Consider the following 15,783-nt stretch of genomic DNA (forward strand, 5'->3'; position numbering starts at 1 on the left):
ATGGCTCGCCTCACCCTGGGGTCGGCAACCCCTGGTTCCGCGCCGTGGCAGGGGTGACCATGGGGACGTGAACCACTCGGAGCTCGCCGCCTTCCTGAAGTCCCGCCGTGACCGGGTCCGTCCCGCCGACGTCGGCCTGCCCGCCGGGCCCCGTCGCCGGGTCCCCGGGCTGCGGCGCGAGGAGGTCGCACAGCTGGCCGGGCTCTCCGCCGACTACTACACCGAGCTGGAACGCGGCCGCGGCGCCCAGCCCTCCGCACAGGTGCTGGCCGCCCTCGCCCGCGCCCTGCGGCTGAGCGGCGACGAACGCGACCATCTCTTCCACCTAGCCGAGCGGCCCGTGCCGACCGCCCACAGCACCGCGGCACACGCCCAGCCCGCCCTGCTCGGCCTGCTGGACCGGCTCACCACCACCCCCGCGCAGATCATCAACGACCTGCACGAGACCCTCGCCCAGAACCCGCTCGCCCTGGCGCTCCTAGGCCCGCCCCCGGCCACCCGGGGTCCCGAGGCGAGCTTCGTCTACCGCTGGTTCACCGACCCCGCCGCCCGCGCCGTCTACCCCGTCGAGGACCACCCGCACCACTCCCGGGTCTTCGTCGCCGACCTGCAGGCGGTCGCCGCCCGCCGGGCCAAGGACGCCGAGGTCGCCCGCATGGTGGCCGCACTGCGCCTGCGCAGCGAGGAGTTCGCCGCGCTCTGGGAGCAGCGGGACGTCGCCCTGCGCCGCACCGACCACAAACGGATCGTCCATCCCGCGCTCGGCGTCATCGAACTCGACTGTCACAACCTGTTCAGCGAGGACGGCCGCCAGCGCCTGCTGTGGTTCAGCGCCCCGCCCGGCACCGAGGGCGCCGCACAGCTGGAACTGCTGTCGGTGATCGGCACCCAGGACATGACGGCGCGCGCGGACCGTTCGGAGCATCGGCCGGGCCGAGGCAAGGGGGCGCACAGTTCACCTCATGCGTCCTGACTCGTCACGGATGTCCGCGGACCCATGGCGGACCATCCGTCGCCTGAGGCACCCTTGACAGTGTGCGTACGGTTTCGCGACGTTTGAGCACTGGCGCACAGCGGGGAGTCGGAGTCAGCAGAAGAGATGGCAGGACGCGCCCGGCGCGTCATGGGGGGAGCGGTCGCCCATGCGATCCATGAGCCATGGTCCACACGGTGTTCCACGCGCCGTGCCGGCCTGCGCCGTACAGGAGAGATCACTCGCGGAGCCGGCGGAAGGGCGGTCGAGCTGACGTGGAGATCACGATCCACAGACCCGGTGACCTGACCTCCGCGCTGCGGGCCGCCTGGCACCGGGCGATGGACGAGTCGCCCGAGTACGCCAACCCGTTCCTGGCACCGGAGTTCACCATCGGGGTGGGCCGTCAGCGGAGCGGGGCGCGGGTGGCGATCCTGCGGGAGGACGGGGAACCCGTCGGCTTCTTCCCGTACGAGAAAGGGCCCTTGGGCACCGGCCGGGCCATCGGACTCGGGCTGTCCGACTGCCAGGCCCTGGTGCACCGGCCCGGCGTCACCTGGGACGCCACGGACCTGCTGCGCGCCTGCGGGCTCAGCATCTTCGAGTTCGACCATCTCGTCCAGGAACAACGGCCGTTCGCCCCGCATGTCACCGGCACCTTCGCCTCACCGGTGATCGATGTGAAGCCCGGCGACGGCGGCTACGCGGAATGGCTGCGCGGCGCCTACCCGGGGCTGGCCAAGACGACGCTGAAGAAGGAACGCCGGCTCGGACGGGACATCGGCGAGGTGCGCTTCGAGTTCGACGAGCGGGACCCGCGGGCCCTGCGCACGCTCATGGAGTGGAAGTCCGCCCAGTACCGCCGGACGGGACGCATGGACCGGTTCTCGCGGCCCTGGATCGTGGACCTGGTGGACCACCTCTTCCATGTCCGCGAGGAGCACTTCACCGGGGTGCTGTCCGTGCTGTACGCCGGGGACCGCCCGATCGCCGCCCACTTCGGCCCGCGCTCCAGCACGGTCCTGGCGGCCTGGTTCACCGCCTACGACCCCGAACTGCACTACTACTCACCCGGGTTGATGATGCACCTGAGGACCGCCGAGGCCGCCGCCCGCAACGGGGTGACCCTGGTCGACCTGGGGCGCGGTGAGAAGGAGTACAAGGACTGGCTCAAGACCCGTGAACTGCGGGTCGGCGAGGGCTTCGCCGCCCGCGCCCACCCCGTGGCCCTGGCGCAGCGGCTGTGGCGCAGACCGGTGCGCGGCCTGCGCAACACGGTCCTGGCCCATCCCCGGCTGCGCGAGCCCGCCGACCGTCTCCTGAAGACGGCGGGCCGACTGCGTACCCAGGCTCTGCCCGGCGCGGCAGGTCGCGGGGAGTGACGCGGAGGGACGCCGTCCGGCGTCCGCCGCGCTGGAAAATCGCGGGCCGGACAGTTATCTACTGGCAGGTTCTTGTCAAAAGCGCGTCAAGTTGCGGACGATTCCCCGTCCGCGTGGTCGGGTCTCCAGCGACGGCAGTCGATGCCCCTCTGGGAGGTCCCCGTTGTCCTTGCCGACCCGCAGAAGACGGTGGTTCACCGTCTGTGCGCTCACCGCGTCCGCCGCGCTCGTCGCGATACCCCAGTCCGCCGCCTCCGGCCGCGGCGGCGTCAGCCCCTTCGGAGTCCGTACGCTCGGCCAACTCGCGAAGGAGCGGGTGCAGTCGGTGGGCGCCATGTCGCCGCACCTCAAGGCCGATGACGACGACGGCAACGAGGCCGACGAGATCGCCGAGGGCGCCGACCAGTACGCGGAGGCCCGCACGTCACCCGGTGTCGTCGCACCGGGCGCGTACGGCGCCGCCTGGCGCGGCCTCCGGAACCTGCCGAGCACGGACGGCAGGTGGCGCAACATCACCGACCTGCCGTACAACTCCGACGACTCGCGCTACCGCGACATCGACTCCAACTCCAGTGGCGGCTCGGGCAATGTGACCGGCCGGATGGCCGCGATCGCGGCCGACGACGGCGGATACGTCTACGCGGGCAGCGCCGGTGGCGGGGTCTGGCGCTCGCGCAGCGGAGGCGGCCACTGGCAGCCCATCAGCGACCGGCTGCCCGCGCAGTCCACCGGCGCCCTCGCCCTCGACGGCGCGGGCCGGCTGTGGCTGGGCACCGGCGAGGCCACCACCAACGCGGACGCCTACCTCGGCAGCGGCGTCTACGTCCTGTCCCACCCGCACCACGGCACGTTCTCCCCGCGCCGCCGGGTCGGCGGCGACGAACTGGAGAGCACCACCATCCACGAGCTGCGCTTCGGCGGCGGCAAGGTGTGGGCGGCCACCAGCGAGGGCGTCTGGAGCCACTCCACGAAGAAGCTGAGCGGCCCCTGGAAGCTGGAGTTCGCGCCCAACCCCGACTATCTGCCGGGCGGTGCCAAGGCCGGCGACCCGAGCGCCCCCTACAAGAACATCGCCAACGACATCGCCATCGACCCCAAGGACCCGTCCAAGGTGGTCCTGGCCGTCGGATGGCGCAGCGGCGACGACTACAACGGCTTCTACACCGAGACCGGTGGCACCTGGACGCGGATCACCGGCGGCCTCGGCGACCTGCCCGGCGACGCGGACAACGTCGGCAACGTCACCTTCGCCCGCTCCTCCGACGGCTCCCGCTACTACGCCATCGAGCAGTCTCCGGAGCAGCTGAACACCAACCCGGACAGCGGTCTGGAAGGCATCTTCGTCTCCAAGTCCGGCTCTCCGACCGGCCCCTGGACGAAGATCGCCGACTACAAGGGACTGGCCGCCGACAACTCGGCGCTGACCTCCGCGGGTTACATGCCGGGCGTCCAGGCCTGGTACAACCAGTTCCTCACCGTGGACCCGAGCGACCCGCAGCACGTCTACGCCGGTCTCGAGGAGGTCTACGAGACCAAGGACGGCGGCGCCAACTGGTCCACCGTCGGCCCGTACTGGAACTTCACCTTCTCCTGCTGGAGCATCGACCCCGCCAAGCAGACCGGCGACTGCCACCAGACCACCCACTCCGACCAGCACGGCGTCGCGATCGGCCGCTACCACGGCAAGAGCTTCGTGTACGTCGGCAACGACGGCGGTGTCTACAAGCGCCCGGCCGACGGCTCCCAGGACGCCTCCGGCCACGCCACCGACTGGACCTCGCTCAACGACGGCACCATCGACACCCTCCAGTACTACTCCGTCGGCATCGGCAAGGACCTCGACCACGGCGGCTTGTCCGTCACCGGCGGCCTGCAGGACAACGGCCAGTCCGTCCTGCGCGGCAATGACAAGGTGATGGGCTCCAACTTCGGCGGCGACGGCGGCGACACCCTGACCGATCCCGCCAACGGCTGCAACATCGCCCAGGAGTACGTGTACCTCGCCGTCCAGGTCACCCAGAACTGCGCGGTCAACGACGGCAGCTGGACCACCGACGCGAGCAAGGCCACGTCGTACGGCGTCGCCCCGCCCGACAACGCCACCAGTGAGGCCCGCTTCATCGCCCCGCTCGCGACGGACCTGAAGAACGGCTCCACCTGGATCGCCGGCGGCCGCCACATCTGGGTGCAGACCCACGGCTACGCCATCCGCAGTGGCTCCGAGTGGACGAGCGTGCACGACTTCGGCGCCGGACGCGTCGCGACCGCCGTCGCCGCCTCCGGCGGGAAGATCTACGCCGCCTGGTGCGGACCGTGCAACAACCAGGGCTTCGCCCGTGGCATCGCCGTAGGCAACGCTGACGGCACCGGCTGGCACGACATCACCCTGCCGGTGGACGGGACCGTACCCAACCGCTACCTCAGCGGCTTCGCCGTCGACCCGAAGAACGCCGACCACGTCTTCCTCGCGGTCAACGGCTTCTCCCGGCACTGGACCGAGGGTCCGGGCGCGGGCGTCGGCCATGTCTTCGAGTCCACGGACGGCGGCACCACCTGGAAGGACGTCTCGGCGAACCTCCCGGACGTGCCGACCGACTCCGCCCTGGTGACGGCGGACGGCGGCCTCGCCGTGGCCACCGACCTCGGCGTCGTCTACCGGGCACCTGGCCGTACGACGTGGCAGCGCGTCGGCGACCTCCCGGCCGTCGCCGTCCTCCAGCTGAAGACGAGCCCCGACGGCGGCACCCTGTACGCGGCCACCCACGGCCGGGGCATCTACACCATCAGGCTCCGCGACCTCGACTGAGCGGCGCGGACGAGCACGGAACGGGTGACCCCGCTGACCCTGGGGGTCACCCGTTCTGCGTGTACGGCACCACGTTCACGTCCAGCGTGAAGACGCCCCGCGGGGCACCCGCCACGTCCGGCGCCTTCGCCGAGACGGTGACCCGGGCGGCACCGCCCCGGGTGCCCGCACAGCGCAGGGTGGCGTGCGCGGTGCCGTCCGGGTCCACCTGCCAGCCCGAGACCAGGAAGAGGGCTGGCGCAGAACTCATCACGCCGGTCCACCGCTTGTCGTCCAGCCGTGGTCGCAGAAGCAGCGTCACCACGGTGCCGGGCCGTACACACACCCCTCGGACCCGGTCACCGGGGGAGACGGTGACCTCCACGTGCCCGGCGGCGCAGTTTCGGGCCGACGCGGAGGAAGCCGCCGTGGGTGTGGCCGCGCCGCCGGACAATTCGGAGGCGCGTGCCGGGGAGGACGGCCGTGGTGAGCCGCTCCCGGACGCCCCCGTACCCGCCGCCCCGTCGCCGGCCGGCGCCCCGCACCCCGCCAGCACGACGACCGCGGCCACCACGCACCCACCGGCCCACCACCGCATGCCCACACACCTCCCGGCCTCCCGGTACGCCTCCCAGGATGCCCCCGCCTCAGTCGCCCTGTCGCACTGCCCGGCCCACCTCCGTGCGCAGCGCCACGAACCCGGGCAGGCTCCGCGTGCTGATCTGGTCGCGCCTGCCGGGCAGGTCGACCGGCAGGTCGCGCACGATGCGGGAGCCGGGGCCGGGGGAGAGGACGACGACACGGTCGCCGACGTACACGCTCTCGTCGATGTCGTGGGTGACGAACACGATGGTCGTGCCGTCGGCACGATGCACTTCGAGGAGCAGGTCCTCCAGGTCCTCGCGGGTTCGGGCGTCCAGGGAGCCGAACGGCTCGTCCATGAGCAGCAGGGAGGGGCGGCAGACCAGCGCGCGGGCGATGGCGACGCGCTGCTGCATGCCGCCGGAGAGCTGCCGGGGATGCCGGCGGGCCACCCCGTGCAGGCCGACGCGCTCCAGGATGGCCTCGGCCTCGGCGTGCCGCGCGGCCCGGCCGAGGCCACGGCGCCGCAGCGGCAGGGCCACGTTGTCGCGAACGGTGAGCCAGGGCAGCAGCGAGCGGCCGTACTCCTGGAACACGACCGCGAGCCGGTCGGGCACGCCGGTCACCGGTGCGCCGTCGATCGTGATCGTGCCCTCGTCCGCGGGCAGCAGCCCCGCGATGGTCCGCAGCAGTGTGGACTTTCCGCAGCCCGACGGCCCGACCACGCACAGCAGTTGGCCGGCGGGCACGGTGAGGTCGACGCGGTCCAGCACGAGATGGTCGCCGAAGCGGCGGGTCGTCGAGTCGAGGCGCAGCATCCGTCACCCGGCCCAGGGCTCGTACAGGGTGCCCGAGCTGCCGGCCACCCGCAGGCGGAGCAGGAACGGGCCCGCGTCGTCGCCCCGGCCCAGGGCGTGGTCCAGGGCGGACGGCAGCTCGTCGGGGTGCTCGGCGCGGGCCGCCGGGCAGCCGAACGACTCGGCGAGGGCCGCGAAGTCGATGTCGGCGATGTCCGTGCCGGGGACGGGCTCCACACCGATCCGGCGGCCCAGCGCGCGGACGGCCGCGTAACCGCCGTTGTCCAGGAGGACGTAGGTGACCGGCGCCGCGTACCGGGCCGCGCTCCACAGCGCCTGCACGGAGTAGAGCGCCGAGCCGTCACCGACCACGCACACCAGCCGGCGCCGGTCGGCGAGGGCGCGGCCCACCGCCAGCGGCAGACCCCAGCCGAGCGCGCCGCTGCCCGTGGTGAGGAAGCCGCCGCTCAGGTCGACGGGCACGCGCGCGTGCAGGGCGTCGCGGTGGCTGGGGGCCTCCTCGACGAGCACCCGGTCGCGCGGCAGCCGGGTGGCGAGCAGGTCGAAGAACAGTTCCGGGGTGATGTGCTCGGCGGCGCGGGCGGCCGGAGGCGCGGGGCGGGGCGGCGGCGGGTCGCGGTCCGTTTCCTTCAGCAGCTCCGTGAGCCGGGTCAGGGCGGGCCGCAGGGTCGTCAGGATGCTGGTGCCGGTGGGCAGCCAGGCCGCCTGGCCCGGATCGCAGTCCAGGTGGAACAGGTCGGTGCCCGGCGCCAGAGGCGGCCCGTCGTCGGTCACGTGGTAGGTGAACACCGGGGCGCCCAGGGCCACCACCACGTCGTACGGCGCCAGGCGCGCGGCCAGCGGCCCGGCGACCGGGGGCAGGAACCCCTGGAACAGCGGGTGGGACTCCGGGAACCCGGAGCGGCCGGACAGGGGGCTGATCCACACCCCGGCGCGGATCCGCTCGGCCAGCGCCCGGACCTCCTCCAGCGCGTCCTCGTCGTCGACACCGGGGCCGACCACCAGAGCCGGGCGGGCGCACGAGTCGAGCCGGGCCGCGAGCGCGGTGAGGGCGTCCGGGTCGGCCGTGAACGCGGAGTGCACCGTGCGGGGCGCGACGGGCTCGGCGGGCCGGTCCCAGTCGTCCTCGGGCACGGAGACGAAGACCGGGCCGCGTGGTGGCGTCATCGCGATCCGGTACGCCTCGGCGAGTACGGCCGGCACGTCCTCGGCCCGTTCCGGCTGGCGGGCGGACTTCATGTACGGGCGCGGGAACAGGGCCGGTTCGTCGGCGCCGAGGAACGGCCGCAGTTGGATCAGTGAGCGGGCCTGCTGACCCGCCACGACGACCAGGGGCACCCGGTCGCGGAAGGCGTTGAAGACGGCGCCGAGCGCGTGCCCCACCCCGCCGGCCGAGTGCAGGCTGACGAAGGCCGCGCGCCGGGTGCCGAGGGCGTGTCCGGCCGCCATGCCCACGGCGGTCGACTCCTGCAGGCCGAGCACATACGTGAAGTCGTCCGGCCAGTCGCGGAACATGCGCAGTTCCGTGGAGCCCGGATTGCCGAAGACGGTGGTCATGCCGGTCTCGCGCAGGAACCGGACCACCGCGTCGCGCACCGTTGTCGTCACGAAGCCCTCCTTGGACCGACGATCCGCCTCTCGACCGCGAGCAGCCCGGCGTTGAGGAGATACCCGAGGACGCCGAGCAGCATCAGCGCGGCCCACACGGTGAGCAGGTCGGAACGCGACTGGGCGTCGGTGAGCGTGAAGCCGATCCCGTCGGCGGTGCCCGGCAGCAGCTCCGAGAAGACCATCAGGATCAGGCACAGCGACAGGCTCAGCCGGAGCCCGGCGAAGATCCTCGGCAGCGCGGACGGCAGGACGAGGAACCACAGCCGCTCCGGTCCCGTCAGCCGCAGCACCGCCGCCACCTCCAGCCGCAGCGGATCCGTGGCCCGGGCGCCCTCCGCCGCGTTGACCAGCACCGGCCACACGGCACTGAACGCGATCGACGCCACCTGCATCGGTGTACCGAAGTCGAAGACGACTGCGAACACCGGGACCAGTGCGGGCGGCGGGACGGCCCGGGCGAACTGGAGCACCGGGTTGCACAGCGCGTACGCCCGCCGCGAGCGGCCCACCGCGATGCCCAGCAGGATTCCGGCGACGGCGGCGAGCACGAAGCCGGCCGTCATCCGGCCGAGGCTGGGCAGGATGTTGTCGACGGCCGCCGTGGTGAGGAAGAGATGCCCGACGGGCCCGGAGAACCACAGGTCGTGGGCGTGGCGGGCGATGCGGAGCGGGGGCGGGAAGTACACGCTGCCGTGCGCGCGGGCGGCCGCCTCCCAGCAGGCTACGGCGAGCAGCAGTACCGACCAGCGCAGCAGGAACGGGACGGCGGTCCGGGCCCGGTGGGTCGCCGAGCCGCGCAGGGTCCGGCGGCCGAGCTGTGCGTCCGCCGTCATGCGCCGGCCCCTTGCCGTCCCGTCCCGAACCGCAGCAGTTCGCCCCGGGGTTCATGGGTCCATGCGAACAACCGCCGCTCCGCGCCGACCAGAAGACCGTTGATCACCAGCCCGAGGGTCCCCGCCCACAGGACGCCCGCCAGGACGTCCCGGGTGCCGTCCGTGGCCGTCTGCGCCTGGGCGATGAAGATGCCCAGCCCCTCGCCGAACCCGGAGAGGATCTCCGAGGCGACGGCCAGGATGAGGGCGACCGCGGCGGAGATCCGCACCCCGGCGGCGATGAACGGGGCAGTGCCCGGCAGTTCCACCCGCAGCAGCACCCCCAACCGCCCGAATCCGAAGGCCCGCAGGGTGTCCTTGGCCAGGGGATCGGTCTCGGCGAGGCCGTAGACGGTGTTGAACAGCACCGGCCACACGGACGCGTACGCGATCAGCGTCACCTCCGCACCGGTGCCCGACCCGAGCAGCAGCGACACCAACGGGATCAGGGCGACGGACGGCAACGGCCGCAGGAACTCCACGACCGCGCGCACGGCGGCCTCCAGGACCGGTACCGTGCCCAGCAGCAGCCCCAGGGGTACGGCGATCGCGCAGGCGAGGCCGAGGCCCAGTGCCCAGGCCCGCAGCGTGGCCCCGATCCCGTCGAGGAACGTCCCGTCGCCCGCCAACTGCGCAGCCCTGGCCAGGACTTCGGAGGCGGGCGGCAGATAACTGCGCCGGACGATCCCGGCCCGGCTGACCGCCTCGCAGGCGCCGAAGGCCAGAGCCGCGCCGAGGACACCGAGCAGGAACTCCTGACGCCGTGTCATCGGGCCAGCAGGGGCGCCGGGTCGACGTCCTTCTTCAGCAGGCCCTGGTCGCGCATGAGCCGGACGAGACGGCGCAGCTGCGCGGGGTCCGCGGTCACCGGATACGTCGGCAGGTGGATCGACCTGGCCTGGTCGGCGGTCACCTTGGTGTACTTCGGCAGCTCGGCGCGTACGGCCCCGGGGTCCCGGGCGGCGATCTTCGAGGCCGCCTCGATGGCGTGCCTGAAGCCCGCTGCCGCCTTCGGGTGCTTCTGCACGAAGTCCCGCGTGGTGATGTACCCGCTGGCCGGCAGCCCCTGCACCGGCGGTGAGTCGCCGTCCAGCAGCACCCTGGCGCCCAACTCGCCCTGGATCGCGTTGTCGAAGGGCTCGACGGCGTGGGCGGCGTCCACCTGGCCCTGCTGCAGGGCGGGGCCCATCTGTGGGAAGAGGATCTGCCGGTAGACCGGCCGGCCGGCGCCCTTGGCGTCGAGGATCGCGTTCAGGGTCAGCGACTGGATGTTGTTGAGGACGGCGACGGCGACCTTCTTGCCCGCGAGGTCCGCCGGAGTTCTGATCGCCGAGTCCCTGGGCACCAGGACGTCCATCATGTGCGGGGCGATCCGGACGCCCTCGGCGAGGATGCGCAGGTCCAGGGTGCCCTTCTCGTACGCCTGGAGGTAGGTGACGTAGTTCGCGCTCGCGATCACGCTCACCTGGCCCTTGATCAGTGCGGGCAGCGCCTGGATGCTCTGCTGGACGGGCCGGATACGCACATCCAGGCCCTCCTTGGCGAACAGTCCCCGGTCCCGGGCGAGATAGAGGGCCGCCGAGTCGGTGAGCGGCAGAGCCGCCACGGTCAGCTCCTGCCGCCCGTGATCGGAGGAGGAGCCCGCGCTCTCACAGCCCGCGAGGATGAGTGCCACAGCGGCGATGACCGCCGCGAACCTGGTTCGTCCCGATCGTGATCGACGTAACGCCATACGGGCATGCGTACCCGTGATGGTCGTGATCGCTACACGCGGGGTGGTGGATTTCGTCGAGCTTTGGAGAAAAGCGAAGCCCCGTAAGGGCGTTAGGGTCCCGGCATGACTGGGCGAGACGTGGGGATCGTGCACCCGGGCGCCATGGGCGCGGGCGTGGCGGCGCAGGCCGTGATTGCGGGAGCAAGGGTGTGGTGGGTGCCGGAAGGGCGCTCGGCGGCCACCCGGGAGCGGGCCGCCGAGGCCGGGCTGCGCCCGGCCGGCAGCCTGGCGGAGCTGGCAGCGACGTGCGACGTCGTCCTGAGCGTGTGTCCTCCGGCCGCCGCGCTCGACGTGGCCCGGCAGATCGCGGCCGCCGGCTTTCAGGGGATCTACGTCGATGCCAACGCGATCAGCCCCCGGGCAGCGGCAGAGATCGGCGCCTTGTTCCAGGGCGCCGGGGTCACCGTGGTGGACGGCGGAATCACCGGCCCGCCTCCCCGTGCGGCCGGGCGGACCAGGCTCTACCTCTCGGGAGACACGGCGGCTGTCGAGGAGGTCTCGGCGCTTTTCGACGGCACGCTGCTCACCCCGGTCGCGCTGGACGGCTCCATCGGGCGGGCCTCCGCGCTGAAGCTGGCCTTCGCCGCCTGCAACAAGATCTCGTATGCCCTGGCCGCCCAGGCCTGCGCCCTCGCCGACGGCCACGGCGTGCTGGACGACCTGCTGGACCTGGCGGCCCACCTGCTGCCCGGCACCCCGCTGGCGCGGCCGGAACATCTGGCGAGTGCCGGGCCCCGGGCCTGGCGCTGGGAGCCGGAGATGCGGGAGATCGCCCGGGCCTGGCGGGACACCGGACTGCCCGGCACCTTCGCCGAAGCCGCGGCCGAGACCTTCGACCGCTGGCACGCCCACAAGGACGACCCCACGGTGACCGTCGCCCGGCTCCTGTCGGACCTGACCGGGGAGTCGCCCACCCCGCACCCCTGAGCCGTCCCGCCTTGAGTCGGGAAACCGATCGGTTTACGATGCTGGAAACCGATCGGTTTCACCTGTCTGGAGACTGTCGTGACCGCACTCAAGAACTCTGTCGTCCTCGTCACCGGCGGCAGCCGGGGCATCGGAAGGGCCCTCGTCGAGGAGCTGTACGAGCGGGGAGCCGGGAAGGTGTACGCCACCGCCCGCGACCCGCGCACCGTCACCCACCCCGACGCCGTCGCGCTGCCCCTGGAGGTCACCGACCCCGCCTCGGTGGCGGCCCTGGCCGAGCAGGCGCCGGACGTGACCGTGCTGATCAACAACGCGGGCATCTCGACCGGCGCCCGGGTGCTCACCTCGTCGCTGGAGGACGTGCGCCGCGAGTTCGAGATCAACTACTACGGCCCGCTGCTGCTCACCCGCGCCTTCGTGCCGGTCATCGAGCGCAACGGCGGCGGCCACATCCTGAACGTCCACTCCGCGCTGTCCTGGCTCGCCGACGGCAGCAGCTACAGCTCCACCAAGGCCGCCCTGTGGTCGCAGACCAACAGCCTCCGCCTGGAACTCCAGTCCCGCGGTATCCAGGTGACGGGCCTTCACATGGCGTACGTGGACACCGACATGACGGCCGGACTCGACGCCCCGAAGGCGCATGCCCACGACATCGCGGTGGCCGCCCTCGACGGCATCGAGTCCGGAGCGCACGAGGTGCTCGGCGACGACACCACCCGCTGGGTCAAGTCCGTCCTCTCGCAGGACCTCCCGTCGATGTACCAGCAGCTCGCCAAGTGAGCGAGGAGTCCGGGCCGTTGGGGCGTGGCGCAGGTCAGGCCCCAGGACGCGTCCGGATGTGACACCGCGTCCTTGCCCGCCCCGCCGTTCATGGCGTACCTGTGCCACCGGTCGAGGTACCGGAACGGAACGGTGGGGTGGATCCGATGGCACGCACACTGGTGATCGGCGGCGGAATCGCGGGCACGGCGGCCGCGCTGGGCCTGCAGAAGGCCGGACACGACGTCGCCCTCTTCGAGGCGCACCCCGACACCGCGGAGGACATCGGCGCTTTTCTCACCCTGGCGACGAACGGCATGCGTGCCCTGGCCCAGCTCGACGCCACGGACGCCGTCACGACCGTCGGTTTTCCGCTGACTTCGCTGCGCCTGCTCGACCACACGGGCACCGAGGTGACACACGCCCCGCTCGCCGGGGCGGACGACCCCGCCCTGCGCTACCGCTGCCTGCGCCGAGGCGAGCTGAACGCGGTCCTGCAGGCGGAGGCGGCCCGGCGCGGCATGGCCGTCGTCCACGGCGCCCGCCTGGTGTCCGTGGACGACGGCCCCGACGGCGTCACCGCGCACTTCGCGGACGGCAGCACCGCCACCGGAGACCTGCTGATCGGCGCGGACGGCCTCAACTCGGCCGTGCGCGGCCATGTCGCAGACCTCGCGGCACAGCCCCGGTACGCGGGCCAGCGCGTCTTCTACGGCTACACGGACGGCATTCCCGGGACCGCGGACACCGGCGCCATCACCATGGTGCGCGGCAGCAAGTCCGCCTTCGGGTACGCGGTCTCGCCGGAGGGGGAGACGTACTGGTTCGCCCGCGTCGCCGGCGAACCGCTGCCCGCCGACCGTCCCGCGTACCGCGCGGCCGGCGAGCGGCGCGAGGAACTGCTCCCCCTGCTGCGCGCGGACGCCGGTCCGGCCGGCGACATCGTCGCGGCCTGCGCCGACCGCACGATGGTCGTCAACGCCGCCGAGATGCCGCTCGGCACCCCCTGGCACGTGGGCCGAGTACTCCTCATCGGCGACGCGGCCCACGCGGCCTCCCCGGCCACCGGGCAGGGCGCCTCGATGGCGCTCGAGGACGCCGTCGTCCTGGCCAAGGCCCTGCGCGACACCCCCGACCCGCGCACCGCGTTCACCGTCTACGAGCAGCACCGCCGCCCGCGCGTCGAGCACAACATCATCGTCAGCGGAGGCATCTCCCGCGGCACCCACACCCCCTCACGCACCAATTCCGCGGCACCCGGCGCCTCACGTGTCGACGACGCGCTGATCCGCCAACTGGCCTGGGAGACACCGCTCCCGGCCGGCGTCGACGGGGAGCGCTGAGCGGCGCGCCGCCGCGAAAGTGCAAGAGGCGGAGCATGGGAGTCCATTGCCGGAGCAACCACCGGGCCCGGATCGTTCCGGTGCAACCGGCCCTTCGGCAACAAGGAGCACCCGTGCGACTGTTGAGCAGAGCAGGCGGCGCCCTGGCCGCGGCCGCCGCCCTGACCCTGGGCGGCGGCACACCGGCCCCGGCGTCCGCCGCGCCCCCGTCCACCGACGCGAGCTACAGCGTGGGCGTCGGGACACCGGTGCCGTTCACCCACCCCACGGACACCCCCGCCACCCCGTACACCGACAAGGACGGCACCTTCCACTATCAGCAGTCCGCCGCCCTCTACGGCGCCAAGGACCCGCGCACCTGGGACTTCTACACCGGCAAGGACTTCGACACCGCCAAGTTCGACAAGACGCTGAGCAAGGCCGCCGACCCGGCCAACTCCGCCGACCGCAACGACGACACCACCTGGCGGTGCAACAACAGCCCGACCGGCCGCGAGGCGACGTACGCCCCGAGCGGCTCCGGCTACGCCCAGAAGAACTACTGCGACCTGTCCGGGGTGTGGGTCGACCCCGACACCGGTGACTGGTACGGCCTGGTGCACAACGAGTTCACCCCGCAGCCCTTCGGGGACGGACTGCACTACGACGCCATCGACTACGCCGTCTCCACCGACCGCGGCCGCACCTGGACCATCAAGGACCACGTCCTGACCTCCCCGTACAGCACGCGGCGCGCGGACTCGACGGCCTTCCCGAACCAGACGTACTCCTACGGCGACGGCGACCAGCGCCTCTACGCGGACACCGCCTCCGGGTACTTCTACGTCTATTACGGCTCCCGGATCGTGGACAAGAAGGGCGGCTGGAAGGCCTTCTACGAACACGTGGCCCGCGCCCCGATCTCCGCCAAGATGGCGCCCGGCTCCTGGCGCAAGTGGTACGATGGCTCCTGGTCCCAGCCCGGCACCGGCGGCCGGGAGAGCAACATCGTGCCCGTCGACGCCGACCACCCCACCGGCTACACCCCCGTCTCCGCCGAGTACGACCCGGCCAACACCGGCACCGCCGCCGAGCAGATCGCGGCCGGCAAGATGCCCCCGACATCGCCGCTGTTCGTCATGAACATCGCCTACGACGCCCACCTCGGCCTCTACATCGGCGAACCGCAGGCCGTCGACCAGAGCGGCGACTCACCGCAGTACTTCTACGCCACCGACGACCTGGCCTCCCAGAAATGGCGCCTCATCGGCGACACCGGCGGCTACACCAACGCGTCCTGGTACCGCTGGTTCCTCGACCCGGCGGGCCGGACCAGCTCCGCCGTCGTCGGCAGGACCTTCCGCTCGTACTGCTCCTTCGGCTGCTCCCACGACTCCTCCGGCGAGTACGTCGACGTCACCATCGACTCCGACCGGCCCGCCGCGTCACCGGTGGACACCACCCGCCGTTACCGCATCACCGGCGGCACGGGCCGGGTCCTCGCCCAGACGTCCGGCGGCGCCGGCACGACGTCCGTGGCGTCCCCCACCGGCTCCGCCCGGGAGTCGTGGACCTTCACCGCCACCGGCGACGGCGCCTTCACCCTCGCCAACGCCGCCAGTGGCCGTCTGCTGGGCGTCGACTCCGCCACGACCGCCGGCCGTGCCTGGGGCGCCCGGCCGACCGTCACCACGGCACCGGCCGGCGGGCCGACCGTCGGCCAGCAGTGGTTCCTGATCCGCTGCGCCTCCGCCGACGGCGGCTACCGTCTCGTCAACCGCTACAGCGGTCTCGTCCTCGCCCTGTCCGGGACCTCCGGCCGACGTGCCGAGACCACTCCGGCACGCAACTGGACGGACACGAACGGCAGTTCCGTCGGTGGCGGCCGCGGCGCGGCCGAACAGACCCTGTCCCTCACCCCGACCGGACCGGCCCGTACGCGGTGATCGACTCCGGGCCCGCCGACCCGGCGGGCCCG

At 72.5% G+C, this 15,783-nt stretch carries 13 protein-coding genes; 7 read left to right on the top strand and 6 right to left on the bottom strand.

The genetic code is table 11. The annotated features are described in order from the left end of the window. The first annotated feature begins 67 nt into the window (after positions 1–67). The 3 genes from ACIRVH_RS08445 (at position 68) to ACIRVH_RS08455 (ending at position 5,161) form a co-directional block, all read left to right on the top strand. Positions 68–973 (top strand): helix-turn-helix transcriptional regulator, encoded by a 906-nt coding sequence (locus tag ACIRVH_RS08445; RefSeq protein ID WP_403949602.1) that lies wholly within the window; start codon positions 68–70, stop codon positions 971–973. A 275-nt stretch (positions 974–1,248) separates the two neighbouring features. Beyond that, on the top strand, positions 1,249–2,355 hold the full coding sequence (locus ACIRVH_RS08450; protein ID WP_403949605.1) for a GNAT family N-acetyltransferase: 1,107 nt from the start codon (positions 1,249–1,251) through the stop codon (positions 2,353–2,355). Positions 2,356–2,518: 163 nt separating this feature from the next. Continuing rightward, positions 2,519–5,161, top strand: a complete 2,643-nt coding sequence (locus ACIRVH_RS08455; RefSeq protein ID WP_403949606.1) for a WD40/YVTN/BNR-like repeat-containing protein — start codon at positions 2,519–2,521, stop codon at positions 5,159–5,161. 46 nt (positions 5,162–5,207) lie between these two features. On the opposite strand, the gene ACIRVH_RS08460 is transcribed toward ACIRVH_RS08455, so the two are convergent. From ACIRVH_RS08460 to ACIRVH_RS08485, 6 genes are read right to left on the bottom strand one after another with little or no spacing between them, the layout of a single operon-like run. Then, on the bottom strand, positions 5,208–5,738 hold the full coding sequence (locus ACIRVH_RS08460; RefSeq protein ID WP_403949609.1) for a hypothetical protein: 531 nt from the start codon (positions 5,736–5,738) through the stop codon (positions 5,208–5,210). A gap of 49 nt (positions 5,739–5,787) precedes the next feature. After that, on the bottom strand, positions 5,788–6,540 hold the full coding sequence (locus tag ACIRVH_RS08465) for an ABC transporter ATP-binding protein (protein ID WP_403949611.1): 753 nt from the start codon (positions 6,538–6,540) through the stop codon (positions 5,788–5,790). A 3-nt stretch (positions 6,541–6,543) separates the two neighbouring features. Further along, complete coding sequence (gene mdlC / locus ACIRVH_RS08470; protein WP_403949613.1) at positions 6,544–8,148, bottom strand: benzoylformate decarboxylase; 1,605 nt, start codon at positions 8,146–8,148, stop codon at positions 6,544–6,546. Continuing rightward, positions 8,145–8,984 carry an ABC transporter permease gene (locus ACIRVH_RS08475; RefSeq protein WP_403949615.1) on the bottom strand — a complete coding sequence of 280 codons (840 nt, stop codon included), beginning with the start codon at positions 8,982–8,984 and terminating at the stop codon, positions 8,145–8,147. The genes mdlC and ACIRVH_RS08475 overlap by 4 nt, the downstream gene beginning before the upstream one ends. Beyond that, positions 8,981–9,793: an ABC transporter permease gene (locus ACIRVH_RS08480; RefSeq protein ID WP_403949618.1), complete on the bottom strand. Its 813-nt coding sequence runs from the start codon at positions 9,791–9,793 to the stop codon at positions 8,981–8,983. Before ACIRVH_RS08480 ends, ACIRVH_RS08475 begins: the two co-directional genes overlap by 4 nt. After that, positions 9,790–10,698, bottom strand: a complete 909-nt coding sequence (locus ACIRVH_RS08485; RefSeq protein ID WP_403949620.1) for an ABC transporter substrate-binding protein — start codon at positions 10,696–10,698, stop codon at positions 9,790–9,792. The genes ACIRVH_RS08480 and ACIRVH_RS08485 overlap by 4 nt, the downstream gene beginning before the upstream one ends. 162 nt (positions 10,699–10,860) lie before the next feature. Here ACIRVH_RS08485 and ACIRVH_RS08490 point away from each other — a divergent pair, with 162 nt between their 5' ends. The 4 genes from ACIRVH_RS08490 (at position 10,861) to ACIRVH_RS08505 (ending at position 15,751) form a co-directional block, all read left to right on the top strand. After that, positions 10,861–11,724 (top strand): DUF1932 domain-containing protein, encoded by an 864-nt coding sequence (locus ACIRVH_RS08490; RefSeq protein ID WP_403949623.1) that lies wholly within the window; start codon positions 10,861–10,863, stop codon positions 11,722–11,724. Positions 11,725–11,802: 78 nt separating this feature from the next. Next, complete coding sequence (locus ACIRVH_RS08495) at positions 11,803–12,504, top strand: SDR family oxidoreductase (protein WP_403949625.1); 702 nt, start codon at positions 11,803–11,805, stop codon at positions 12,502–12,504. A gap of 146 nt (positions 12,505–12,650) precedes the next feature. Further along, positions 12,651–13,826: an FAD-dependent oxidoreductase gene (locus tag ACIRVH_RS08500; RefSeq protein ID WP_403949628.1), complete on the top strand. Its 1,176-nt coding sequence runs from the start codon at positions 12,651–12,653 to the stop codon at positions 13,824–13,826. 113 nt (positions 13,827–13,939) lie between these two features. Continuing rightward, the gene (locus ACIRVH_RS08505) at positions 13,940–15,751 is read left to right on the top strand and encodes an RICIN domain-containing protein (protein WP_403949631.1); all 1,812 of its coding nucleotides are present in this window, start codon (positions 13,940–13,942) and stop codon (positions 15,749–15,751) included. Positions 15,752–15,783: the final 32 nt, after the last annotated feature.

This window comes from Streptomyces sp. NPDC101165 (genome assembly GCF_044768135.1).
In the GTDB taxonomy this organism is placed as follows: domain Bacteria; phylum Actinomycetota; class Actinomycetes; order Streptomycetales; family Streptomycetaceae; genus Streptomyces.